Consider the following 23,004-nt stretch of genomic DNA (forward strand, 5'->3'; position numbering starts at 1 on the left):
TTATATCTATTACTACAATAATAAACGGATTAAAACAAAACTGGCCGGAAAAACTCCGGTTCAATACCGAAATCTTTCCGACCAGTTAGTTGCTTAAACTTCTCTCCAATTTTTGGGGTTCAGTTCAGGCAGACTTTTTAATGATATACAGCCATTAGAAATCTTGCATATGATAAGCATATTTGATAGTATTAGCTGTGTTGATGTTTTTCAACATGGCATGCGATCGTGGCGGAATTGGCAGACGCGCAGGACTAAGGATCCTGTGGTAGAAATACCGTGAGGGTTCGACCCCCTCCGTTCGCATTTTAATGAATTTACAGGTACCTGACATAACAACGTCGTGTTGTTGTGTCAGGTTTTTTGTATGTTAGCGTGTGCCTGTTATTTTCAGAATTAACTATGTATAATACTATTTATATAAGGGGAGGGAATGAGTAATGGTAGTTGAACACTTTTTTTCAGATATGGATTCAACCTTGTTGGGATCAGATAATGGTATTCCGCAACATAATATTGACATTATCAAGAACATTGACATTCCGTTTACGTTAGTTTCGGCACGAGCACCAGTAGAAATGGATTTTGCTATTGATATCTTAGATTTGAAGGGACCTCAAATTGGATTTAATGGTGGAATTATTTATGAAGGAACCGGTAACAACAGAAAGGTGATTCAGAAGAAGCCAATTGGTTTTCAGGTTGCAAAGTCTTTGGTCGAAAGTGTTTGTAAAGAATTTCCGGATGTTTCACTTAGTTTTTATGATGAGAATCATTGGTATGCAGAGAGAATAGATAATGGAATCAAGTTAGAAAGCGCAATAACTGGACAAACACCCACAATCGTTAATTTTAATAACTTGTTACAGGGAACCTTGGATGTTTACAAGATTATGATGGTTATTTTTGATGAAGAGACCATGCAAAGGTTGATACAGTATTTGAACAATAAAGCTGAAGATACTGTAGTTATTCAGCGTTCTGGTAAAAACCATTTAGAGATTACTAATAGTCAGGCAATAAAAGCCAACGGTATTAAGTATGTCTTGAATACAGAGCATATTGATGAAGAGAGTACATATGCATTTGGGGATGGTCACAATGACATACCAATGTTTGAATTAGTTGGTCACCCTGTCGCCATGGACAATGCAGTGGCAGATCTTAAAAGCCATGCGGAATTTATTACAGGTAGTAATGATGATGGTGGCGTGGGTGAATTTATAAGAGGATTAATTTAAAAAATTCCGCAAAGTTATTGGTTTAATAACCTAGCGGAATTTTAGTAATAAATATAATGTAGAACTTTTGATTATCTAATTTATATTTAGCTTTTACATATTAATAGCATTATATATAAGAATTAAGGCACCGATACCGAAAAAGATCAGTCCCCAAATAATTTGTGAAATGACGCTTTTATCACCAAAATAAAGGCGAATCAGTGGCGCAGTCTGACCAAGAATGGTAATTAGTAACCCTATTACAACAAGTGACAAGCCAACTAAACTAAGCATATTTTCCTCCATGATGGATATGAATTATTAGAGCTATGAGGGAATGATTACTTTTTGTCTATTGATTAATGTGGTATTATAGTACCCGAATTGAGATGAGCTGTAAATGGGTATAAGTGACTCTTTTTTTATTAACTAAGAAAATAAAATGTGACTTGTTTATTTATAAGTGAATGACGTAAAAAATATAAACTCTTGACAATCATCTTATGGAGAGGTATGATAAGTCTTGTGGTTGTGTTAATACAAACATTCATGGAGATATACCCAAGTCTGGCTGAAGGGAACGGTCTTGAAAACCGTCAGGTCGGGAAACCGGCGCGAGGGTTCGAATCCCCCTATCTCCTTTGACATCTAGTAGATGTTTTTATTTATATCATAGCGGGTTGGAGCAGTCTGGTAGCTCGTCGGGCCCATAACCCGAAGGTCGTAGGTTCAAATCCTACACCCGCAATTTATGGAGATGTACCCAAGTCTGGCTGAAGGGAACGGTCTTGAAAACCGTCAGGTCGGGAAACCGGCGCGAGGGTTCGAATCCCTCCATCTCCTTCTTATAAATAACCGTGTCCCGTGGGCACGGTTATTTTTGTATCAATATCATTCTGAATATATGAGGGGTTTAAGATATGCCGATACGTCGAATTCGCTATTCTCAATATGCAATAGTTATGATTATATTAGCAGTATTATCTGCGTTGTTTTTGCCAACATTGGTTGGGGCTTCCACGTTAATGTCGGCGCATATAAAAAATATGACAATGACTATTTTTGGTATAGCCGCTGTGATGGTTGTTTATACTGACGACCGAATGATTAAGCAGGCTTTATATCAACAAAAACAGTTACGTGTCGTGACGCTCTGGTTACCAATTTTAGGCCAGACTATTTGGTATTTGACTGTTCTTTGGATTTACCTAACTAATATGACAGGGTACGCCATTGTGACGATGACCTTGCCAATCTTATTTTTAGGTATGGCTTTATTGCTTAGTTCATTGGGATCCTTACAAAAGGAAACATTATCGATCATTTTAAATGCCCCTATGAAAAGAACGGCTCACCGGTTGAACATTACTACGATGTTCTTGGCCATTTATGCGCTACTATTTTTTGGATTAACAACAAATTGGATTTATGGTCTAACGACTATGGCATCCGTTTTGCTGATTACCGATGCAAATTGGCCAGCGCTATGGTCTGGCTGGCATCGTGAGCAAAGTTTAGAAAAACTAGCTACCAATGGTGTAAACTTTAAAAATGCTCGGGTTATTGAAAAGTTACCACAAGTAACAACGATCATTACAGAAAAAAGTGGTATTTTAACTGACAATCATATGACGGTGCACTCTATTCTGTCATTGGATAAACGATATAGTGATTTCGATATTTTAGGAATAGCGACCGGTTTATTATCAATGGACGAAACATCACCTTTGTCACAATCAATTTTACAGTATGCAGAAAATCATGGTGTCTTTCCATCAACGGCTTCTGAACCTGAAATTATCGATGGTGCTGGAATAAAAGGGGTCATTTTAAATGAACGCTTTGCAGTTTTGTCGGCAGCTGAAGTTGTGGCTGAAGATTATGATGTCGATTTGAATGCTTTAGAAACTTATAAAATGTTGGGTAACTCGGTCAGTTATGTCGTTGATAGTTTACAAGTAATTGGTGTCATCACTTTTGGTGATACTTTAAATAAAGCCTTACTTTCTTTAGACCGGTTCTTTACTACCAGACATTTAGATGTAAAAATTGCCTCTGGTGATACGATTGGGGCAACGATGCAATTAACGAATATTATGACTTCCTTGGGTGAAGTAAAGTCAGATTTGACACCAACTGAAAAGACAGCACAACAAGAACAGTGGACTTCTCAGACTAACACGATGTTTGTAACAAACCAGGATAATTTATCAACGCAAACAGATACGATTACTGTTGCAGTGGATCGGCCAGATATTAATGCTGATATTCACGTTGCAAAAGTAGCTGATTTAGAAAAACTATGGGCTACAGCTGATCGTTTGATTCAGATTGATAAGAGAATGTTATCATTGGCTAGTCTACCAATTATTATTTTGCTTTTATTAGCAGCAGGGTTAGGTATCTTTATTTCTCCATGGTTATATGTTGCACCAATTTTAGCCGTTATTATTCGTTGTGTGATGAGCTGTATTTTACGTTTACGAGTGAAACGTTAATTAATAAATTTAAGAAAATATAAAACCGTTATATTAATATTGTTATCATTTTTGAAAAACGATAGCAGAAGGAAATGTTGATATGACGGTTTTTTGTCGCTTACATCTACTATTACTTTGATTGACTTATTATATAGAAAAGCCTAAAATTAAGTATGTGTTGTTAAGCGCAAAAAAAACACTATTGATTTGACATAAAAGTCAATTCTCTAGACAGGAGAAACAAGATGAACATAGTATTGATCATCCTGTTGTTGCTTGTCGCAATCGTAATTAGTGGTGGAATTGGTTACACGGTGGCTAAAACAAAAATTAACCATACGCTAACTGTTTCACAGCAAACGGCTACAGATATAACGAATCAAGCTGCTACTGATGCAGAGCAATTAAAGAAAAAAGCTCTTGTTGAAGCGCGAGATGAAAGCCAACGTTACCAACAACGTATTGAAAGTGAATTACAAGAACGCCGTTCTGAAGTAAAATCACAAGAAGATCGTTTGGTAAGTCGTGAATCTGTGTTGGATCGAAAAGATGCTTCTTTGCAGAAACGTGAAGAAGTTATTTCGAACAAGGAAACAAAGTTAGATCATCAACGGCAAAGTGTCAATGATAAGCAGAAACGAGCTGAAGAATTAGTTACTGAGCGTGAAGGAAAACTTATTGAAGTTGCTAACCTGTCACGTGAGGAGGCTCGTAATCAAATCTTGTCAGAAACTAAGGAATCATTGGTTTCTGAACGAGCTAAGATGATCAAAGATAGTGACGAACGTGCTACTGCAGAGGCGGATAAGCGGGCTAAAAACCTGGTTGTCAGTGCGATTCAACGTTCAGCAGCGGATATGGTTGCTGAAACGACAGTCTCTGTTGTGACACTTCCTAATGATGATATGAAGGGTCGTATTATTGGTCGTGAAGGTCGTAATATTCGAGCACTTGAAACGGTTACTGGTATTGATTTGATTATCGATGATACACCAGAAGCGGTTGTTCTAAGTGGATTTGATCCTGTTCGTCGTGAAATCGCTAAAAACACGTTGGAGAAACTAATTGCGGATGGTCGTATTCATCCTGCCCGTATCGAAGAAATGGTTGAGAAGTCTCGTAATGAGATGGATGAGCATATTCGAGAGGTTGGGGAACAGACTATTTTCGATTTGGGAATCCATAATATGCATCCTGACCTGGTTAAAACCGTTGGTCGGATGAATTATCGAACAAGTTATGGACAAAATGTTCTTGTTCATTCAATAGAAGTCGCAAAACTAACTGGCTTGTTGGCAGCTGAGTTAGGGGAGGACGTTACGCTTGCCAAGCGCGCAGGATTATTACACGATATTGGTAAAGCCATAGATCATGAAGTAGACGGTTCTCATGTAGAGTTAGGTGTCGAATTGACAACGAAATACAAGGAGCGTCCAGTAGTGATCAACTCAATTGCATCACACCATGGGGATGTTGAGCCGGACTCTGTGATTGCTGCTCTGGTTGCTGCTGCAGATTCAATTTCAGCAGCACGACCAGGTGCACGATCTGAGTCGTTGGAGAACTACGTTCAACGTTTGCAACAACTTGAAGCTATTGCAAATGGCTTTAATGGTGTTGAAAAATCATATGCTATTCAGGCTGGCCGAGAAGTTCGTGTTATTGTAGAACCAGCAGCTGTTTCAGATATTGAATCAACTGTCTTAGCCCGTGATATCAGAAACCAAATTGAAAATGATTTGGATTATCCAGGCCATATTAAAGTAACTGTTATTCGTGAATCGCGTGCCATTGAGTATGCAAAGTAAGAAATAACTAATAGAATAAAAAGGAGCTAGGAATGAGATTTTCTAGCTCCTTTTTATTTTGGAAAAATTTGATAGATTTTAATTATAAATACATATAATTAATGATATTCATACCAATAAAATGAAATTAATTTCATGTAGGGGGTTTACAAATGGCTTGGAAACGCTTACAATAATAAATGTGTTAAGGATACGGGGGAACGTATGCAAAACTAATCATGATTATGAAACACTAGCAGATGGGGACTGCTAGGATGTTAATTGTCGCATTTCACTCTTACTGTTCGAATGATTGTTTAATCTCAGAAACTTGCTGAAAACTCTTCTCCTTCAGAAAAATGAGAATGATAACTTATTTAACAGTTCGAGCAGTAAGAGGGTGATGAGACGACTCTTATCAACATCAACGCTTTCACAATCAAAAAATATTTTGTGGGTCGTCAGCCACACCATGTCGCCTTGCGGAAACGCAGAGCGATTTTTTTATGCACTTTGTTAGAAAATAATTATAAACAGATTATTCGCTTATTTTTCAGTATATCGATATACTATAGATATTCCCCGTGGTAGTTAAACTAATGACTATCTAGTACATTTTATGTACTAAGCGTCGTAGATATACGGCGCTTTTTTATTTATAATAATTAAAACATGTTGACAAAAATGAAAAATAGATTAAAATTAGACTTATCAATTAAGCAAAGGAGCAAAAATGATGGTACATAAGATGTTAACAACTGGATCAGTGTATTTTACTTTTGGTTTTTTTAGGTGACTATCCGAAATGACCAAAAGCATTTTTGCTAGGTTTCGGATAGAGAAAATATCCGGAACCAAATAAATATGACTTAATTAATTATTAAGCCATATCGGGACTGGGTATTTTCAAAGAAAGTACTCAGTTTTTTTATTTGGAAAAATTGACTACTGATGGCAGTCAGATAATGGATGAATAAAAATGGGAGAAATCATATGCAAGCACAAAAATTAAGTAAAAAAGAATTTGGCTCGGCGATTTTAAACGGAAATGCTAGTGGAATTATTGTGGCACTGATTCCAGCAGCGCTTGTGAGTCAGTTATTAGCAGCAATGCCTCAAACAGAGATTGTTAAAACGCTGACCATGATGGTGACGTTAGCACAAAGTGCGTTACCAATTATTGCAGCATTTGCAGTAGGCGCCTTGCTTAAGTTTGGTACTGTTGAAAGTGCATCAATGGCATTGGCGACATTTATTGCTTCAGGGGTCGTGACGGTTCACGGTGGACAGTATGTTATGAGTGGATCAGGTGTGATTCTAAATATTATGCTAACAACTTTTATGGCAAGTATCGTAACGATTATTTTTCATAAATTATTAGGGCAATTACGAGCAGTATTTGAACCATTAGCTGTTTTAGTTGTCGGTGGTGGCTTGGGGTTACTAACATTACCTGTGATGGTAGCAGTTCAAGATTCGATTGGTGCGGTCGTTGATGCTGCTACACAGACAGCCCCATTAATTATGGGCATCTTGTTGGGGATTATTTTTGCCGTGTTGATTGTTTCACCATTGTCTTCGGTGGGTATTGCAACCGCTATTGGACTGACAGGCATTGGTGCTGCTAATACTGGTATCGTAACTGCCTCTCTTGTATTAGCAATTATGAGTATGAAAGAAAATTCATGGGGATTATTTATTGCACATTTCATGGGTTCACCCAAAATTCAAATGGCTAATATGTTGTCAAAACCAAAACTATTTATTCCTGTCATAATTGCATCAGCGATTGCAGGTGGTGTTTCCAGTGGGCTAAGTATGTCAGGAACGCCCTTCTCTGCAGGATTTGGGATGTCAGGGTTCATTGGCCCCATCACGGCTTTGAATGAATCAGCTGGTAGTGGGATTGGCTTACGAGTTAGCTTAACGTTCTTCATTGTACCAATTGCCATGGCCTTGATCATGAAATACATTTTTATTGATAAATTAAAATTAGTCGAGTCAAAGGACCTAAAGTTGCCAGAAGTTTAAATTTTTAATGGTTATTAGGATAACGTTTAGTTATTCTAATAGCCATTATTTTTTTGGAATCCAAAAATATAATTTGACAATCTAATATTAGATTGTGTATAGTATTGTCTGTAACATAAATGAAATAATGATTAGGAGAAAAATCATGACTGAACCAGTTCTAAATGCCAATCAGTTAAATAAGACATATGCAAGTACGGCAGGAGTAGCACATGAAGTCCTGCACGATTTATCGTTGACAGTCGACAAAGGAGAGTTTGTGGCAATCATGGGGCCATCAGGCTCGGGAAAATCAACATTGTTAAATATTCTTTCAACGTTAATGCAGCCCTCGTCCGGATCGGTGACCATTAATAATAAAAATATTTTACAAATGAATGATGCCGAAATTGCCAAATTCCGTGGGCAAGACATGGGATTTATTTTTCAAGATTATAATTTAATTGAGAGTTTAACAGTTCAAGAAAATATTAGTTTACCACTCACTTTGCAAAAAGTTAGCCCCAAGGATATTAAAAAGGCTGTTCAAAAAGTGGCTCAATTGCTACACATTGAGTCGTATTTAAAGCAGTATCCAACTGAATTATCTGGTGGACAACAGCAACGAGTGGGGGCTGCGCGGGCTTTAGTACACAATCCAACCCTTATTTTTGGTGATGAGCCTACCGGTGCGTTGGATTCAGAAAATGCGCGCGAAATGATGAACTATTTGAACCAGATTAATGAGAATGAAGGCATTTCAATTATCATGGTAACCCATGATGCTTTCTCGGCATCATTTGCATCACGCATTTTATTTTTAACAGACGGCCAAATTACCAAAACGATTAGCCGTGATAATCGTTCAAGAGAAGCATTCTATCAACAAGTGTTGTCTGAATTAGGAAATTTCAATTAGGAGGATCGTATGTTTGGAATTGCTTTAAAATCATTGCGTTCTAAATGGCGCGACTACATTGTCTTGTTTGTTGGCTTGATTATTTCAGCTGCTATATTTTATATGTTTAGCGCGATGGCCACGAATCGTGCGTTTCTAGAAGCTAATTCGATCGTGTCCCAGATTACAATTATTTTTGTTATTGGTGAAGTACTATTAGGACTTATCACTTTTGTCTACTTAAATTTTGCAAATGGCTTTTTGTTAAGATTGCGACAATCTGAGTATGGATTGATGTCAATGCTTGGGGCAACAAAGAAGCAAATTGGCTCTTTGTTATTGCGAGAAACGTTAAGTATCGGAATTATTGCAACAATTATTGGGATTCTGATTGGATTTGCTTTAACAAAATTGAGCAGTCATTACTTAATGAACCTTTTGGGTGTGAAATTAGCACATTGGCAATCTATTTCAATGAAATCAGTGATTATTACATTGCTATTTTTCATTGTGTTATTTACGTTAAATGGTTTGTATAACCGGCATCGTTTGCGTAAGCAAGATACTTTAACGTTGTTATTAGCTAATAAACAAGTTAATCAACCAATTGTACACAAGGTAATTGACCCATTGCTTGGTCTAATTGGTCTTGGCTTGTTAGTGATTAGTTATGTTTTGATGCCTAATATCGTTAAGATTGGCTTATCTGGTTTTGTTGTCATTTTGGTACTAAATGTTTTGGGGACATATTGGTTTGTCAGCCGAACATTAAAAATGCTAACAAATTGGATCCGGAATTCAACGTATAGTTTGCATGGATTGCGTACCTTTATTAATGGACAGCTTGCATTCCGCTTGCCTGATTACCAACGCATATTATCGTCCATTGCCATTATGTTTGCTTTGGCATTAGGCGCAATGTCAGTTGGGCAAGGCTATTATCGCATGTTACCAAATCAGGCTGAAAAAACTTATCCAGTGACAGCAGTTTATGCCACAGATAAAGTTAATACAGACAACTTGAAAGGTGTGCAGTGGCAGCAAGATTACCAATATGTTGTTAAAGGACAAACTGTCTATTTTAACGCAACAGAGTTTAACGAACATAAGTTACCAACAAAAGTATCAGCAAAAAATGGTTCAGGGACACAAACAAAGTGGGTAACTGGTGATTGGTTACAAAAGAAGGCAGCCTATGATTACACATTAGATGGCATTGCTAACCAAATTTTAAATCAGCAGTATGGTGCTAAAGCTGTTGTGACAGAGAATGCATCAGAAATGATGGCACATGGGACACCTCGTACGATCCAAATGGTTAAAGTAGCTGACATGATGGCCAATGATCAGGCATTATCACATAATCAAAAGTTACAAGAAAAACTTGTTGGGACAAAGTCCGAGTTTGCTACTGGATCATATGCAACTTATGGTCAGTTGAAGGGGATTTTTGGTGGTATTGAGTTCATGGGAATATTCCTAGGAATTGGCTTTTTGGCAATGTTGGCGGCGACGTTAATGTTTAAGACTTTGTCAGGCGTTGCCGACGATAAGAATCGCTACCGTGTGTTAGCAATGATTGGTACGAGTGAGAAAAAAATTACGCAAATAATTGCGGTTGATTTGGGTATCTTATTTGTTATCCCAATGGTGATTGGTATTTTAGATGTTATATTTGGTTTGCAAATGTTTGCGCCATTAATGGCCGGTACAAACAATGCCTATCTTGGTTTCGGACCTTCTTTAATTGGCATCGTAAGTTTGTACATAATCTATTATTGTTTAACAGTTTGGATGTATCGTCGATTAATTAAAAAGTAATTCGCCATTTTTTCAGAGAATACGTTATAATAGGAGCATATTCAAAATGTTGTGGAGTTAATAACGAAAGTTAAAGACATCGATGCCACACAAAAACGTCTACCTAAACGCGCAAGGTAGGCGTTTTTTTATGTTGATATATTTTTTATAGATCATTAATATCGGTAAAAGCGTAAACGTTTGAAATGCTTTTATAACAATACTTGTAAACGATTGCAATTAATGCAGTAATCGATTAAAATATCAGTATACTATAAATTTTAGGGGGAATTGCCAAATGGCATTACTTGGTGCAATTGAAGCAGGTGGAACGAAGTTTGTGGTGGCCGTCGCGCCAGTTGAAGAACCAGAGTCTGTGGTTGCTCGTGAAAGTTTTCCAACAGAAGATGGTGTGACTACTATCCAAAAAGTACAGGAATTTTTTGATCAATATGAAGATATTGCGGCAATTGGTATTGCTTCATTTGGACCAATTGATGTCAGAACTGATAGTGCGACATATGGATATGTACTAGACACGCCTAAGCGGGGATGGTCAGGATTTGATTTCCTTGGTGCGATGAAGGAATGGCGAGATATCCCTTATTATTGGACAACTGATGTTAATGCTGCAGGTTGGGCTGAGTATGTTTCAGGTTCCGCTGCAGATGTTGATAATATAGTCTATCTAACCGTTGGGACTGGCGTTGGTGCCGGAATTATTGCTAATGGTCAATTTGTTGGAGGTTATTCACATCCTGAAGCCGGCCACATTGTGATGGCCAAGCATCCTCAGGACCACTATGCTGGTCATTGTCCCTTCCATGGTGATCATTGTTTGGAAGGATTGGCTGCCGGCCCTGCTATGGAAGAGCGCTGGGGAGTTTCAGCCAAAGAATTACCTGATGATCACTTGGCTTGGCAGATAGAGGCATTCTATTTGGCACAAGCAGCTGTGACCTATACGGCAACTCTTCGTCCAGAACGCATTGTCTTTGGTGGTGGTGTACCGCACCGTGATATTTTATTACCAATGGTTCGCCAATCTTTTGCTGAGCAATTGCATGATTATCTGGCAGTTCCAGAATTAGATAATTATATTGTTTCTGTTGGTAACGGTGATAATGCAGGTATCTATGGTTGCTTCTATCTTGCTAAGGAACTACTGGGTGATTAAATCAGGCCAAGAGAAGGTATGCTTGACATCAAACTTTGGTAATTAACGCGAGATGCGTTATAATAGTTGAGTCGCCCAGCTCGATAGTCAATAAGAAGTGAGAAGTAATATGTTAACCGTCATCAAGCAACATGAGGATAGAAATGTAATTGTCTATGATTATTACATTGAGGGTCGACAAAATGTTTATGTTGATACGGGGCATATTACAGTAAAAGCAATGGGTGGGTTCGCAACGTGGCGAGCCGTAAATGACCAAAATGAAAAGTATTTAAAACAAGCTCTCACGGCTCTCGTGATGAAAAGAAATCAGGATGGCGGTGTTTATCCTGATATGATAAGAGTTGTGCTTGGAGAGAAAAAAGAATGAACGGGTAGATTTAATTACAATCTATCTTAGGTATAAAGATCGAAATAACCGTCTTTAGAAGGATGAATTTCGATCTTTTTTAACGGATCGTTAAACTGTTTTTCTCTTGACACGATTATCTAGTGTATGGCATTCTTAAATTTGATTATAAAAATCTAAATATATAGAGGTTTAAACGATGTTCGATATTATTAAGGCAGTTATTCTGGGAATAGTTGAAGGTATTACAGAATTTCTGCCAATTAGTTCTACGGGTCATTTAATTTTGGCAGATGAATTTATCCAAATGAAACAGTCAACACAGTTTACGGATATGTTCAATGTGGTGATTCAACTTGGTGCCATTCTGGCGGTCGTTGTTATTTATTTCCATAAATTAAATCCCTTGTCTACTAAGAAAAATGCAATTGAAAAGCATGATACTTGGATTCTATGGTTGAAGGTATTGGTTGCTGTGATTCCGTCAGTGATTATCGGGTTATTGTTGAATGACTGGATGGATGCGCACCTAATGAACTGGCAAGTTGTTGCTGCAACGCTTTTGATTTATGGTGTTTTGTTCATCGTTATTGAAAATCGTAATGAACAACGTACGCCTCATTTTACAAGTTTAAATAATTTACCTTACCAAACAGCATTTATTATCGGAACCTTTCAAGTGCTTTCGTTAATTCCAGGAACTTCAAGATCTGGGGCAACGATTTTGGGAGCTATTTTGATTGGTACATCTCGTTTTGTAGCAACAGAGTTTTCATTTTTCCTTGCTATTCCAACAATGTTCGGCGCTTCTTTCCTAAAAATCTTTAAGTATTTTAGTCATGGTGGTGCGTTTACTGGGACACAAACAATGGTCCTAATCACTGGAACAGTGGTATCATTCATTGTTGCTTACCTATCAATTAGATTCTTGCTTAATTATATTAAGAATAACGACTTTAAGGCGTTTGGTTGGTATCGTATCGCATTGAGTATTTTTGTTATTGCTTATTTTGGGTTTATGGCAAAGTAAAATTAGATATTAATTAGAAAAATGATTGAGTTTATCATTCTTTATGCTATACTGAGTGTAAGTCATCAACCTTATTCATATTTTCTACTCTTAAATAGATGATGGACAGTGGTTCTGTGTTACCTTATGGGTGACCAGAACCACTTTTTTTGATGGTTTTTCAAATTAAAGGTTAATTTTAGTCAGGTTTATATTTTATTTAAGTCGTTGCCTTTATTATAAATATTGTTGATAAGGAAAGCCCATTCCTATCAACAGCCCACACTCATAGAAATTTACCTAATCGTTTAAAGAATTACGCTTTAAACAACCTACTCCTTAATAGATCGCTATTTATGTATAATAAACAGCTCGATCCAAAAACGTCTATCTTGCCCGGATAGGCGTTTTTGTTATATTCATAAGAAAAATCTAATTTTTGATATATATCTTGATTTGAATAGTGTAATCATTTAGTTTAGATGTTAATACACGTTTTTAGATAAAAAGGAGCTCACATGGATGATAAAGTAAAGCGTAAAAAGTGGTCCCGTTGGATATGGGTTTTGGTTATTATTATTTTGATTGGTATTGGTGCCTTTTACGGTCATAAAGTTTACCGTGAAAGTCATCCAAAGTTGTTAACGAATACGCAAATTAAATCTAATCTGGGTGTTCATTTAAGTAATAAATTGATTTCTGAGCAAGATAATTTAGAAAAGAACTATTCACAGGCAGAAAAAGATAGTAAGTATACGACTGACAATATGTTTGTAAAAACGAACCCGTATAAAACATCACCACTAACGGCTTTGGCAATTTTTCATACCGATGAAGCTGCAAAGGTAAGTTATACCGTTGTTGGTAAGTCGAGTGGTACGTCAATTACTAATAGTACAAACAAAAATACAAAAAAGCATCGTATTAATGTGGTAGGGCTATATGCAAATACGGCTAATAAGGTCGAATTTACAATTACTTATAAAGATGGTCGTGTCGAAAAGAAAACAGTTGAGATGCAAACGCAACCGTTGCCTAAGGCTTTGGCTGATGTAAATATTAATGTGAAGATGGCCGATAAAAAACAAATGGCCATTGGACAAAATGGGCTAACGGTCTTTACCCGAACAACCAAAGAACCGTTTGCTATTGATGCGGATGGACAGATTCGTTGGTTTTCAACAGAATATAATCAACATATTTTTAAAACATTGAAGAATGGTCATTTGTTGATTCTTCGTAAGCAAGATAATAGTAAGCTTGTTTATAATGATTTAGTTGAGACCAATTATTTGGGTAAGATTTATCGGAACTACCAATTCAGTAATAAAACATCATCAACTGAGAATCTAAAGGCTAAGAATAAGTCAGATGGTGAAACAACTGCTATTCATCATGATGTGATCGAATTACCAAATGGTAACTTGTTAGCCACTGTTTCTGATGGTTCGAAGTTTATTGAGGATACAATGGTTGAAATTAACCGTAAAACTGGTAAAGTTGCTCGCGTGATTGACTTTAAGCGTATTTTCCCAATGGATACCTATGCCCAATATGATGCAACAAAACGTTCTGATGGCAAGGTTGACTGGTTACACCAAAATGCGATTAATTATGATAAGAAGGATAACAGCATAATCATTTCTTCACGTCATCAAGATTTGGTTATGAAGTTTAACTATAAGACCATGAAACCAGTTTGGATCCTATCAGGGCGTGATAAAACTGATTGGCCAAAGAAGTGGCAGAAACATGTTTTGAACTATGCAAAGGGCACTACGATTAATGGTGGTCAGCATGATGCTCGCGTGATAGCCGGTTCACAAAAAGATGGTCAGGAAACAATTTCATTCTATGATAATAATTATGCTGTTTCATATGGTGATAAAAAGACGTCAGGTAAGTATTCAGCTGGTCGTGAGTTAAAAATTGATTTGAAGACTATGACTGCCAAAGAAGTCCGGTCATACGGTCAAGCATTAGGCGAAGCTAATTTTACTGACCGAATTGGTTCAAATCGACAACTAGATAATGGTAATTCCCTAATTGACTTTGGTTACTTAAATGCCAAGAATGGGGATGCTTCTAATATTGTCGAAGTGACGCGTGATGGTTATCAAGTATTTAATGTTGAGCTTTCAAACTTGCAATCGAAGGGTTATGTTTATCGTTCTTACCGGATTAACATTTCATAGCAGACCTGTGTCACATTGCATAATAGTGGCGAAAGCGATAAACTTAAGTGATTATTAGAAAAAGGTGGTTAAAAAATGAGTGAAATTACCCAAGAACAATTAGCAGCATTTAAAAAATCTGTCAATGAAAGTTCTAAGGCAGGAGTTTTACGTGGTGCTATTACGACTAATGGTATCTTAAAGTCAGCACGTGATAATCAACGTGCTGGTGAATTGACACCAACATTCAGTGTTGATTTGGAAAGTTCACCAGTTGCTAATCAGTTGCGATCAGGACGTTGCTGGATGTTTGCCGCATTGAACACAATGCGTCATGATATGAAGTCAACGCACGGTTTGCCAGGCGACTTTGAATTATCACAAAGTTACACATTCTTCTGGGATAAGTTAGAGAAAGCAAATTATTTCTATAATAATATTTTGGCAACCGCAGATAAGCCAACAACTGACCGTGAAGTGAGTTTCTTGTTAGCGACACCACAACAAGATGGTGGCCAATGGGATATGATCGTTGCCATCATTGAAAAATACGGTGTTGTACCACAATCAGCTTTCCCAGAATCACAAGCATCATCTCACTCCGCTGAACTTAACCGTTTGTTCAACGGTAAGTTACGTAAAGATGCCATTACACTGCGTCAACTAGTTGCACAAAATGCTACTGATGATGAAGTATCAGCCAAACTTGCAGCGTTCAATAAAGAAAATTACCATATGTTGTCATTGACATTTGGTGAACCACCTTTGACATTTGACTTTTCATTCCGTGATAAGGATAATGAGTTCCATCGCGAGCAAGGGATTACACCACAAGACTTCTTCAAGAAGTATGTTGGTTGGAATCTTAGTGACTATATCTCAATCATTAATGCACCAACTGATGATAAGCCATACAAACAAACATACGGTGTTAGCATGTTAGGTTCTGTCGTTGGTGGTCGTGACGTTAAGCATTTGAATCTTGACTTAGCAACATTTAAGGAATTAGCCATCAAGCAGCTTTCTGCTGGCGAAAACGTTTGGTTCGGTGTTGATATGGGACCAAAGTTAGATCGTGAAGCTGGATTAATGGATACGGAATTGTATGACGAGGATAGCCTGTTTGATATTGATTTCAGTATGACTAAGGCAGAACGCTTGGATTATGGTGATTCATTGATGACTCATGCGATGGTCTTAACTGGTGTTGACCTTGTAGACGGCAAGCCTACAAAGTGGAAGGTTGAGAACTCATGGGGTGATAAGAATGGCCACAAGGGTTACTTTACAATGTCTGATGAATGGTTTGACCAATTTACGTATCAAGTTGTTATTAAGAAGGAGTACCTTCCTGATGAACTACGTGATATCTATGAAAATAGCGAACCTAAAGAATTAGCACCATGGGATCCAATGGGTGCATTAGCATAAAGGTTTTTAAATTGACCGAAGACGTCCAATTAATGAGGATAACGTCTTCGGTTTTTTAGTTATAACTAAATGTTATAGTGATTATCAAAAAGTGGAAAATAATGAGGAAGTTATGTTAAAAGATGATTTGAAACAGACATTGACGACAATTAATGCCACCCTGGATACCAAACAATTAAATAAGATTTTAAAGCCGGTATTAGAATTGGGGATGCAGCGAGGATACGAAGCAGCTTATTTACTGATTGTTGGTTTAAGCGAAGGTGTTCAGGCAGAAAATCAGTCAGCTGCTTGGATAGATCGTGTAGAGCATGCCGCGCGTGATGATTTTAAAAAATTATGGGTGACTGAGCAACATAAGGAATTGGATGCCCAAATTAATAGTATGCTGGCGGAAGAATACCACGCCGTTACTGCCCATCATGATAATCGATTAGTTTTTGAAAGTATCATCATGCCCTATTTTAATGGTTGGTTTTTAGGCTATTACTACGCCTTGTTAACTTTAATTTCAGAGGTACAAGCCGCTCAAGAATCTAATGAAGAAACTTTAAAGAAACAAGTTTCAGATCAAGCGATGCAAGCCGTAGAAAGTGAGCGTGCCAAATTTCAACACCAGATGTTTTATCAAAATGGTGTGTTAGGAGATATTTTGTCTGTTTTAGAAAAAAGATAACGCTTATCAAATTGTTATATAAACTAGTTGACAATTAAAATTATCGGGTGTAAATTAGCATCAACAATTAAATTTAAATTAAAAAGTGATGAAGAGAAGTGCCATTTTAATTTGTAATCAGAGAACTGTTGGTTGGTGCGAAACAGCTTGTAAGTAAGATGATGATCATCTCGGAACTATGTCATTGAAAATTTATTAGATGACATTGGGTGCACCCATTATAGTGTCAGCGTATGGTAAATACCGTACGTGTGAGGTAGTATCAGTGATAATGCTATAAAGTAAGGTGGTACCGCGCATAAGCGTCCTTTTAACTATTGTAATAGATAGTTAAAAGGACGCTTTTTAATTTGATAGTCATTATTGGTAATTAAAGGAGGTGAGGACATATGGAATCGGTGATTAAGGGCTCAAAAGAAAGTCCAAGCCAGATTAGTCTTTTGATGCAATTGACAAGTTGTTTTAATAATTTTGTATTAGTAAAATATGATGCATTTGTCCTCACACAGCGGACATAAGTGGGGATAAGCCTTATCTATGGAGGATATATTTATGAACCAAGCAATGCCAGAATTATCAACGAAAGAATTATCACAGACAGAACAAGAATTAGCAGAGCACTTATTTAAAGCCTATCAGACACACGAACCACTGCAAGAGTCTGATTACGAAGGTGTTGTTACTGATGAGGAGACGGCATACCAAGTTCAGCGTCATTTAACTGAATTAAAAAATGAAGCAGTTGGTGGCTACAAGGTATCGCTTACTAGTCAGGAAACACAGGACATGTTTGACTCAGATTCACCGCTGTATGGTGCCCAAGTTGAGAGCCACTTTGTTTCATCACCGACAACATTATACCGTGGTGACTTAATGGAGCCATTAGCAGAGGTCGAAATGCTATTTACAGCACAGGAGGATCTTTATAGTACCGACTCAATGACGGATTTACTACACAAGACAACGGTTGCACCAGCGGTTGAGGTCCCTGACTCACGTTTCAGTGATTGGTTCCCAAGCTTGTCAAAGTATATGGTGATGTCTGATGCAGCTGTTGGAGGTTATGTTGTTTATGGTCAAGAAGTTGATGCAGATCAATTGTTTGACAATGTTGATGAACTTGCTGATGTAAAATGTGAATTATTCCATAATGGAGAAAAATTAAAAGATGGTGTTTCTTCGGAAGTACTGGGTAACCCATTAAATTCACTTCATTGGTTGGCTGAAAAGCTTGAGCAGCAAGGAACACCTTTAAAGGCTGGACAACGCGTTTCAAGTGGGACGTTCTTGTTACCAGAATCACTAGGTGATGGTAACTGGAAGGCAACGTTTAACAAAGGATTAGGTGCAGTGTTCTTTGATGTTGTTTCTGATTAAAATGAATAGGCTACGTAGGTTGTATATAATTATTAGTGAACGCAGCAATCATCTATTCAATCGTTAGTATAATCATTAAAAATTAGTCACTGACATTAAATTGTCGGTGGCTTTTTTCTATACAATTAAACAAATAAGTCATGACGAGTTTTTAAGTGGCTAAATTGAAACAGGAAAGAGAGCGGGTAAAAATGAACCCAGAAGAAAGATATTTGAAAGCGAGTCGAGAGATTAAGGAACAAACCAATAGAATTAAAGACCCTGATACCAGAAAAGCTATAAACATTTTAGGACAGGCTTACCTAACTAAAACTGCTATGAGCAAAGTTAAGGAAAGTGAGCGCATGGATTAGTTAGAGAATGAAGTATTTGAGTTGAAGCAAACCGTTAATGAATTAAAGGGGAGCTTATAAATGGGAGTCCAAGTTGCGATATTCATGCTTGGTGGACTGGTAACTTTACTCATTGAATTAGCAACTATTGGCATGTATCTAATTGTTCAAGATATTAACGGAGATAACTAATTATGGAAAATATGTTTAAAAAGGATATGGCAGATAAGCTAAAAGGACTTGATGAGTTCAAGGTGCAAGTAGAGAAAAGTCATTCAACAGGGGATGACGAGTACAAGGATATTCGGCACGAACTCAACTATCTAAATGCAGAAGATAATCTAGATAAGTCCGAGCGTATTCAACTGGTTAAGGCTAACATTATGTTTGAGATGTTGCGCTCAATCGACCAAGTTAATGAAAGTATTCAAGAGTTAAACTAAGATACCAATTACTAGATAATAAAAGAACGTCAGCAAGGGAAACCCTGTTGGCGTTTTGTTTAGCAAATGTATACTACTTTATAGTATTATGGATATATGTAGTGTTATTTATTTCAGAGAGGTGGGACTATGATGAAGTTGCGAATGGTTAAAGAACAACCATTAAAACATGGGAACATTACGATTGAACTATTGCCAAGTCTCTATAAAATATTGCTAAAAATTCACGTTATCAACTCTAACAATTGGCGAAAGGTGTATCGTTATGACAAGTAAAAACGCACAGACTGAAGCTAACAAACGTTGGGCAGCAAAAAATAAAGAACATAAAAAGTATTTGAGTTATCGAACTTACGCACGATCATTCATTAAGAAATTAGCCACTAATGATGACTTGGATGAATTAGAACAATTGATTGCTGAAAGGCGTGAGCAATAACCATGATGTAAGATGAGCTTAGGGCTTTACAAAGTAGAAACACACACCGTATAATTAACACATATAAGAAGCCTGCAAGGTGTGCGAGACCTTACAGGCGACAAGTGTCCAGAGTTTAGAGTGTTAAGTGTCAGCGTTTAGAACGTTGGCACTTTTCTTTTGGGTGTTGCATTGTCTTGTAAGTAAAATGATACTTGATAAAAGACCTCACAACACTAGAAAGGCAAACAATTAGAACAATTGTTATTACTTGCCAGCCCTCAATATTAGCCACAATATTTACATTGGGCAATATCTCTTTAAAAATGAAGTTGGTAAATGGCATATCGTTTAAGGGCAAAATAAAAACGCTACTCACATCCATGAATAGCGACATATTTGTTCGGTAGGCAGTCCTGATTATTTAATTCAAGAAATACACCGGAGGACGTTTTTCAACGGAATTTAATGGAATTAAACGGCTATTGTTGGTGTATCTTTGGTGTAATTAACGTTGCTATAAAGGGCTTAAGCCTTGATATACAGTATTTGTAAAACCTACTATGGAGCCGAGGGGAGTTGAACCCCTGTCCTAACATCTTGCAACTGACACCTCTACGTTCATAGTAAAACCATTTCATTCTCACTTACCGCACGCCGTTTTACCAAGCGATCGGACAAGCCAGCCTGATTATCCTCTTCTAAACTCCCGCAGACGGAGAGAATTTAGCGCAGGTTGCTTAGTTTGAGACTTACGGTAGCATGCAACTAGTACTAAAGTAAGCAACGCCAGCTGTTTTTTAGGCAGCTAATGCGTAGTTATTGTTTGAATTTTTTGCAGTTAATTCTACTGAGTGGATTATAGGGCCACAACCCCTAAACGCAGTACCAGCCCAAACAATGCTAGTCGATTCCGTAACGACCCCGTTACATATACGTACTAGTATACCAATCTTTGCGAACGAGTACAAATACTATCTTGCTAACGCTCAGGATAAATATTCGCTTTTAATGTGTGCAAATGATTGTTTAATATTTATAGTTCGTGTATAATGTCTATTTGGTGGTTGAATTAAAAAATAAAGAATTAAAAACACGAACATTAACGCTTAGGAGTATATAATATGGAACTTACAACTGTTTTTGACTATGAAGATATCCAACTTGTGCCAAATAAATGTATTATTGATAGCCGTTCAGAGGCTGATACATCAGTGCAATTAGGAAACCATACGTTTAAAATCCCTGTTGTGCCAGCTAATATGCAGACTGTTATTGATGATGCTTTAGCAATGAAATTAGCCAAGTCAGGTTATTTTTATGTGATGCATCGTTTTAACCCAGAAACACGTTTGGATTTCGTACGGACATTTCATGAAGCAGGTCAAATCGCTTCAATTTCCGTTGGTGTTAAAAAAGAAGAGTATGATTTTATTGATCAGCTAAAAGCAGCTGAGCTGGTACCGGAATATATTACAATTGATATTGCGCATGGCCATTCAGACTCAGTCATTGAAATGATTAAGTACATTAAGAAAACATTGCCCGAATCATTTGTGATTGCTGGTAATGTTGCAACACCTGAAGCAGTCCGTGATTTAGAAAATGCTGGTGCGGATGCAACGAAAGTCGGTGTTGGTCCTGGAAAGGCTTGTATCACTAAGTTAAAGACTGGGTTTGGAACTGGTGGTTGGCAACTTGCTGCGCTACGTTTGTGTGGTAAGGCGGCCAAGAAACCAATTATTGCTGATGGTGGTATTCGTTATAATGGGGATATTGCAAAATCAGTGCGTTTTGGTGCCACGATGGTTATGATTGGTTCATTATTTGCCGGTCATGACGAGACGCCAGGTGATATTGTCGAATTAGATGGGGCAAAATATAAGACTTATTTTGGTTCTGCTTCACAATATCAAAAGGGTGAATATAAAAACGTCGAAGGTAAGAAACTATTGGTGCCATATCGTGGCTTGATTGAAGATACATTGATTGAAATGGAACAAGATTTACAGTCATCTATTTCATATGCAGGTGGACGTCAGTTAAACGACTTACGTTATGTGGATTATGTAATTGTTAAAAATTCAATTGTGAATGGTGATTCGTATTAATTTATAGATGCATTAGGGAGATTGAGACAAAATAAAATGTCGCAATCTCTTATTTTTTTGTTTTATGAAAGCAATAAATTAGGTATGATAATGTTATAGGAAAAATGAAGGGAGTCATTTATGAAGCTCTTACAAAAATGGTTGATCGATAACTTTGACTGGCAATCACTTGGACTCGCTTTGTTGGTTATTATTGTGACAATCATTGTAACTAAAGGCATTGTCAGTGTAATTTTTAACCAAATTAAAAAAAGATTATCGAAACGTTTTGAAATTTGGCGCGATATTCTAACTGCGTTCGAAAGACCTGTCAAAATTGCGGTGCTATTTGCTGGTCTGGTTTGGGCGCTACATATTGCGCATGCGCCAAGATTAATTCTTCATTATGTGGATGAAATTAATAAATCGGTCTTAATCTTCAGTGTGGGGTATGGGATTTATTCATTGATGTCATCGCTAACTGATTTACTACAATATTTTGGTGCTAAAATTCATATTGAAGTTGATTCAATTGTGATGCCGTTTTTAAAGCGAACATTGCAATTTATTGTCATGGCACTAACCGTCACGATGATTCTATCTGACTGGGGTATTAATGTTAATGGTGTCTTTGCTGGTTTGGGGTTAGCAGGCTTGGCTGTTTCAATGGCTGCTCAAGACCCAATTAAAAATTTGCTTGGTGGTATTATTATTATTACTGAAAAGCCATTTCAAATTGGTGATGCGATCGAATCGCCTTCTGTTGCTGGTGTAGCAGAAGATATTACTTTCCGTTCAACTTTGATTCGAACAGGTGATGGCGCATTAGTTGTTGTCCCCAATGCAACCTTGTCTAACGAACCCATTACAAATTGGTCTCGGGTAGCAAAACGGAAAATTTCATTGGTGTTTTACCTAGCTTTGGAAACCGATACGAAAGAAATTGTGGCTGTTTCCGAAGAGGTGATGCGGCAGTTATCATTGGATGAACGTTTTGATGCGGATAGTGTTAAAGCGGTAATTTCTCAAGTAACACCATATGGCTATGAATTTAATGTCAATGTGTTTGTTAATATGAACCCAGATACTGATTTTTCAGGTGATCAGGCGGATGTTAATATGTTAGTTTTGCGTATTTTAGCTGCACATAACATCCATTTATCAGTTAACGCTAAACCAATGTCACAGCAGTAATTGACTTTAATTTCAGAAAACGGTATAGTTTAGTACAATTAAATATTGCTTTTTTAATCGTCAGACGAGAGCTGACAAAGGAGCGCGTTATAAAAATAGATAACCAATTTAAATCGCGCCATATTTGTGGGGCGAT

21 protein-coding genes, 4 tRNA genes, 1 other RNA gene and 1 other annotated feature are annotated in these 23,004 nt (G+C 37.2%); of the genes, 24 read left to right on the plus strand and 2 right to left on the minus strand.

From position 1 onward, the window contains the following. The first annotated feature begins 4 nt into the window (after positions 1 to 4). From NGR58_RS02010 to NGR58_RS02020, 3 genes are all read left to right on the plus strand, one after another. Positions 5 to 97 carry an IS3 family transposase gene (locus NGR58_RS02010; protein ID WP_407077141.1) on the plus strand — a complete coding sequence of 31 codons (93 nt, stop codon included), beginning with the start codon at positions 5 to 7 and terminating at the stop codon, positions 95 to 97. 125 nt (positions 98 to 222) lie between these two features. Continuing rightward, positions 223 to 306: transfer RNA gene (locus tag NGR58_RS02015), tRNA-Leu, on the plus strand. A gap of 134 nt (positions 307 to 440) precedes the next feature. Then, positions 441 to 1,241 carry an HAD family hydrolase gene (locus tag NGR58_RS02020; protein WP_258088041.1) on the plus strand — a complete coding sequence of 267 codons (801 nt, stop codon included), beginning with the start codon at positions 441 to 443 and terminating at the stop codon, positions 1,239 to 1,241. A 93-nt stretch (positions 1,242 to 1,334) separates the two neighbouring features. Here NGR58_RS02020 and NGR58_RS02025 read toward each other — a convergent pair whose 3' ends face one another. Further along, positions 1,335 to 1,517 carry a hypothetical protein gene (locus NGR58_RS02025; RefSeq protein ID WP_258088042.1) on the minus strand — a complete coding sequence of 61 codons (183 nt, stop codon included), beginning with the start codon at positions 1,515 to 1,517 and terminating at the stop codon, positions 1,335 to 1,337. Positions 1,518 to 1,774: 257 nt separating this feature from the next. Between NGR58_RS02025 and NGR58_RS02030 the strand changes: the two genes are divergently transcribed. The 19 genes from NGR58_RS02030 to NGR58_RS02120 all read left to right on the plus strand — a co-directional run bounded on the left by NGR58_RS02030 (position 1,775) and on the right by NGR58_RS02120 (position 19,605). After that, positions 1,775 to 1,864: transfer RNA gene (locus tag NGR58_RS02030), tRNA-Ser, on the plus strand. Positions 1,865 to 1,897: 33 nt separating this feature from the next. Continuing rightward, positions 1,898 to 1,971 (plus strand) — tRNA-Met (locus tag NGR58_RS02035). A 5-nt stretch (positions 1,972 to 1,976) separates the two neighbouring features. Then, positions 1,977 to 2,066, plus strand: a tRNA-Ser gene (locus NGR58_RS02040). 77 nt (positions 2,067 to 2,143) lie between these two features. Further along, a complete protein-coding gene (locus tag NGR58_RS02045) occupies positions 2,144 to 3,721 on the plus strand; it encodes an ATPase P (RefSeq protein WP_258088043.1) in 1,578 nt (525 codons plus the stop codon). Between the two features lie 227 nt (positions 3,722 to 3,948). After that, positions 3,949 to 5,511, plus strand: coding sequence for a ribonuclease Y (rny, locus tag NGR58_RS02050; protein ID WP_258088044.1), 1,563 nt, complete (start codon positions 3,949 to 3,951; stop codon positions 5,509 to 5,511). A 972-nt stretch (positions 5,512 to 6,483) separates the two neighbouring features. Then, complete coding sequence (locus tag NGR58_RS02055) at positions 6,484 to 7,521, plus strand: PTS sugar transporter subunit IIC (RefSeq protein WP_258088045.1); 1,038 nt, start codon at positions 6,484 to 6,486, stop codon at positions 7,519 to 7,521. 145 nt (positions 7,522 to 7,666) lie between these two features. Further along, complete coding sequence (locus NGR58_RS02060; protein WP_258088046.1) at positions 7,667 to 8,419, plus strand: ABC transporter ATP-binding protein; 753 nt, start codon at positions 7,667 to 7,669, stop codon at positions 8,417 to 8,419. Positions 8,420 to 8,428: 9 nt separating this feature from the next. Continuing rightward, a complete protein-coding gene (locus NGR58_RS02065; RefSeq protein ID WP_258088047.1) occupies positions 8,429 to 10,219 on the plus strand; it encodes an FtsX-like permease family protein in 1,791 nt (596 codons plus the stop codon). Between the two features lie 277 nt (positions 10,220 to 10,496). Next, a complete protein-coding gene (locus tag NGR58_RS02070; protein WP_258088048.1) occupies positions 10,497 to 11,375 on the plus strand; it encodes an ROK family protein in 879 nt (292 codons plus the stop codon). Between the two features lie 109 nt (positions 11,376 to 11,484). Then, positions 11,485 to 11,745: a hypothetical protein gene (locus tag NGR58_RS02075; protein ID WP_258088049.1), complete on the plus strand. Its 261-nt coding sequence runs from the start codon at positions 11,485 to 11,487 to the stop codon at positions 11,743 to 11,745. 178 nt (positions 11,746 to 11,923) lie between these two features. Next, on the plus strand, positions 11,924 to 12,754 hold the full coding sequence (locus tag NGR58_RS02080; protein WP_258088050.1) for an undecaprenyl-diphosphate phosphatase: 831 nt from the start codon (positions 11,924 to 11,926) through the stop codon (positions 12,752 to 12,754). A 497-nt stretch (positions 12,755 to 13,251) separates the two neighbouring features. Continuing rightward, on the plus strand, positions 13,252 to 14,928 hold the full coding sequence (locus tag NGR58_RS02085) for an aryl-sulfate sulfotransferase (protein WP_258088051.1): 1,677 nt from the start codon (positions 13,252 to 13,254) through the stop codon (positions 14,926 to 14,928). Positions 14,929 to 15,003: 75 nt separating this feature from the next. Beyond that, a complete protein-coding gene (locus NGR58_RS02090) occupies positions 15,004 to 16,338 on the plus strand; it encodes a C1 family peptidase (protein WP_258088052.1) in 1,335 nt (444 codons plus the stop codon). 112 nt (positions 16,339 to 16,450) lie between these two features. Continuing rightward, positions 16,451 to 17,014 (plus strand): hypothetical protein, encoded by a 564-nt coding sequence (locus NGR58_RS02095; RefSeq protein ID WP_258088053.1) that lies wholly within the window; start codon positions 16,451 to 16,453, stop codon positions 17,012 to 17,014. Positions 17,015 to 17,093: 79 nt separating this feature from the next. Next, positions 17,094 to 17,327: a binding site (T-box leader), on the plus strand. Positions 17,328 to 17,578: 251 nt separating this feature from the next. Beyond that, positions 17,579 to 18,391 (plus strand): 2-keto-4-pentenoate hydratase, encoded by an 813-nt coding sequence (locus NGR58_RS02100; protein ID WP_258088114.1) that lies wholly within the window; start codon positions 17,579 to 17,581, stop codon positions 18,389 to 18,391. Positions 18,392 to 18,546: 155 nt separating this feature from the next. Next, on the plus strand, positions 18,547 to 18,744 hold the full coding sequence (locus NGR58_RS02105; protein WP_258088054.1) for a hypothetical protein: 198 nt from the start codon (positions 18,547 to 18,549) through the stop codon (positions 18,742 to 18,744). Positions 18,745 to 18,917: 173 nt separating this feature from the next. After that, entirely contained in the window at positions 18,918 to 19,166 is a 249-nt protein-coding gene (locus tag NGR58_RS02110) for a hypothetical protein (RefSeq protein WP_258088055.1), read from the plus strand. 129 nt (positions 19,167 to 19,295) lie between these two features. Beyond that, positions 19,296 to 19,442 (plus strand): hypothetical protein, encoded by a 147-nt coding sequence (locus tag NGR58_RS02115; RefSeq protein WP_258088056.1) that lies wholly within the window; start codon positions 19,296 to 19,298, stop codon positions 19,440 to 19,442. Continuing rightward, a complete protein-coding gene (locus NGR58_RS02120) occupies positions 19,432 to 19,605 on the plus strand; it encodes a hypothetical protein (RefSeq protein ID WP_258088057.1) in 174 nt (57 codons plus the stop codon). The genes NGR58_RS02115 and NGR58_RS02120 overlap by 11 nt, the downstream gene beginning before the upstream one ends. 540 nt (positions 19,606 to 20,145) lie before the next feature. Here the strand turns inward: NGR58_RS02120 and ssrA are convergent. Next, positions 20,146 to 20,510, minus strand: a transfer-messenger RNA (tmRNA) gene (gene ssrA / locus NGR58_RS02125). 198 nt (positions 20,511 to 20,708) lie between these two features. On the opposite strand from ssrA, the gene NGR58_RS02130 reads away from it, so the two are divergent. Together NGR58_RS02130 and NGR58_RS02135 are read left to right on the plus strand one after the other, a co-directional pair. Continuing rightward, on the plus strand, positions 20,709 to 21,695 hold the full coding sequence (locus NGR58_RS02130) for a GMP reductase (protein ID WP_258088058.1): 987 nt from the start codon (positions 20,709 to 20,711) through the stop codon (positions 21,693 to 21,695). A 120-nt stretch (positions 21,696 to 21,815) separates the two neighbouring features. Next, complete coding sequence (locus NGR58_RS02135) at positions 21,816 to 22,868, plus strand: mechanosensitive ion channel family protein (RefSeq protein WP_258088059.1); 1,053 nt, start codon at positions 21,816 to 21,818, stop codon at positions 22,866 to 22,868. Positions 22,869 to 23,004 lie beyond the last annotated feature (136 nt).

Source organism: Weissella fangxianensis, assembly GCF_024718545.1.
GTDB classification, from domain to species: Bacteria; Bacillota; Bacilli; order Lactobacillales; family Lactobacillaceae; genus Weissella; species Weissella fangxianensis.

Bases quoted from the DNA above. Each gene is read 5' to 3' on its own strand.
- NGR58_RS02020 (WP_258088041.1), top strand. From the start codon at position 441: ATGGTAGTTGAACACTTTTTTTCAGATATGGATTCAACCTTGTTGGGA.
- NGR58_RS02025 (WP_258088042.1), bottom strand. From the start codon at position 1,517: ATGCTTAGTTTAGTTGGCTTGTCACTTGTTGTAATAGGGTTACTAATT.
- NGR58_RS02045 (WP_258088043.1), top strand. From the start codon at position 2,144: ATGCCGATACGTCGAATTCGCTATTCTCAATATGCAATAGTTATGATT.
- rny (WP_258088044.1), top strand. From the start codon at position 3,949: ATGAACATAGTATTGATCATCCTGTTGTTGCTTGTCGCAATCGTAATT.
- NGR58_RS02055 (WP_258088045.1), top strand. From the start codon at position 6,484: ATGCAAGCACAAAAATTAAGTAAAAAAGAATTTGGCTCGGCGATTTTA.
- NGR58_RS02060 (WP_258088046.1), top strand. From the start codon at position 7,667: ATGACTGAACCAGTTCTAAATGCCAATCAGTTAAATAAGACATATGCA.
- NGR58_RS02065 (WP_258088047.1), top strand. From the start codon at position 8,429: ATGTTTGGAATTGCTTTAAAATCATTGCGTTCTAAATGGCGCGACTAC.
- NGR58_RS02070 (WP_258088048.1), top strand. From the start codon at position 10,497: ATGGCATTACTTGGTGCAATTGAAGCAGGTGGAACGAAGTTTGTGGTG.
- NGR58_RS02075 (WP_258088049.1), top strand. From the start codon at position 11,485: ATGTTAACCGTCATCAAGCAACATGAGGATAGAAATGTAATTGTCTAT.
- NGR58_RS02080 (WP_258088050.1), top strand. From the start codon at position 11,924: ATGTTCGATATTATTAAGGCAGTTATTCTGGGAATAGTTGAAGGTATT.
- NGR58_RS02085 (WP_258088051.1), top strand. From the start codon at position 13,252: ATGGATGATAAAGTAAAGCGTAAAAAGTGGTCCCGTTGGATATGGGTT.
- NGR58_RS02090 (WP_258088052.1), top strand. From the start codon at position 15,004: ATGAGTGAAATTACCCAAGAACAATTAGCAGCATTTAAAAAATCTGTC.
- NGR58_RS02095 (WP_258088053.1), top strand. From the start codon at position 16,451: ATGTTAAAAGATGATTTGAAACAGACATTGACGACAATTAATGCCACC.
- NGR58_RS02100 (WP_258088114.1), top strand. From the start codon at position 17,579: ATGCCAGAATTATCAACGAAAGAATTATCACAGACAGAACAAGAATTA.
- NGR58_RS02110 (WP_258088055.1), top strand. From the start codon at position 18,918: ATGGAAAATATGTTTAAAAAGGATATGGCAGATAAGCTAAAAGGACTT.
- NGR58_RS02115 (WP_258088056.1), top strand. From the start codon at position 19,296: ATGATGAAGTTGCGAATGGTTAAAGAACAACCATTAAAACATGGGAAC.
- NGR58_RS02120 (WP_258088057.1), top strand. From the start codon at position 19,432: ATGACAAGTAAAAACGCACAGACTGAAGCTAACAAACGTTGGGCAGCA.
- NGR58_RS02130 (WP_258088058.1), top strand. From the start codon at position 20,709: ATGGAACTTACAACTGTTTTTGACTATGAAGATATCCAACTTGTGCCA.
- NGR58_RS02135 (WP_258088059.1), top strand. From the start codon at position 21,816: ATGAAGCTCTTACAAAAATGGTTGATCGATAACTTTGACTGGCAATCA.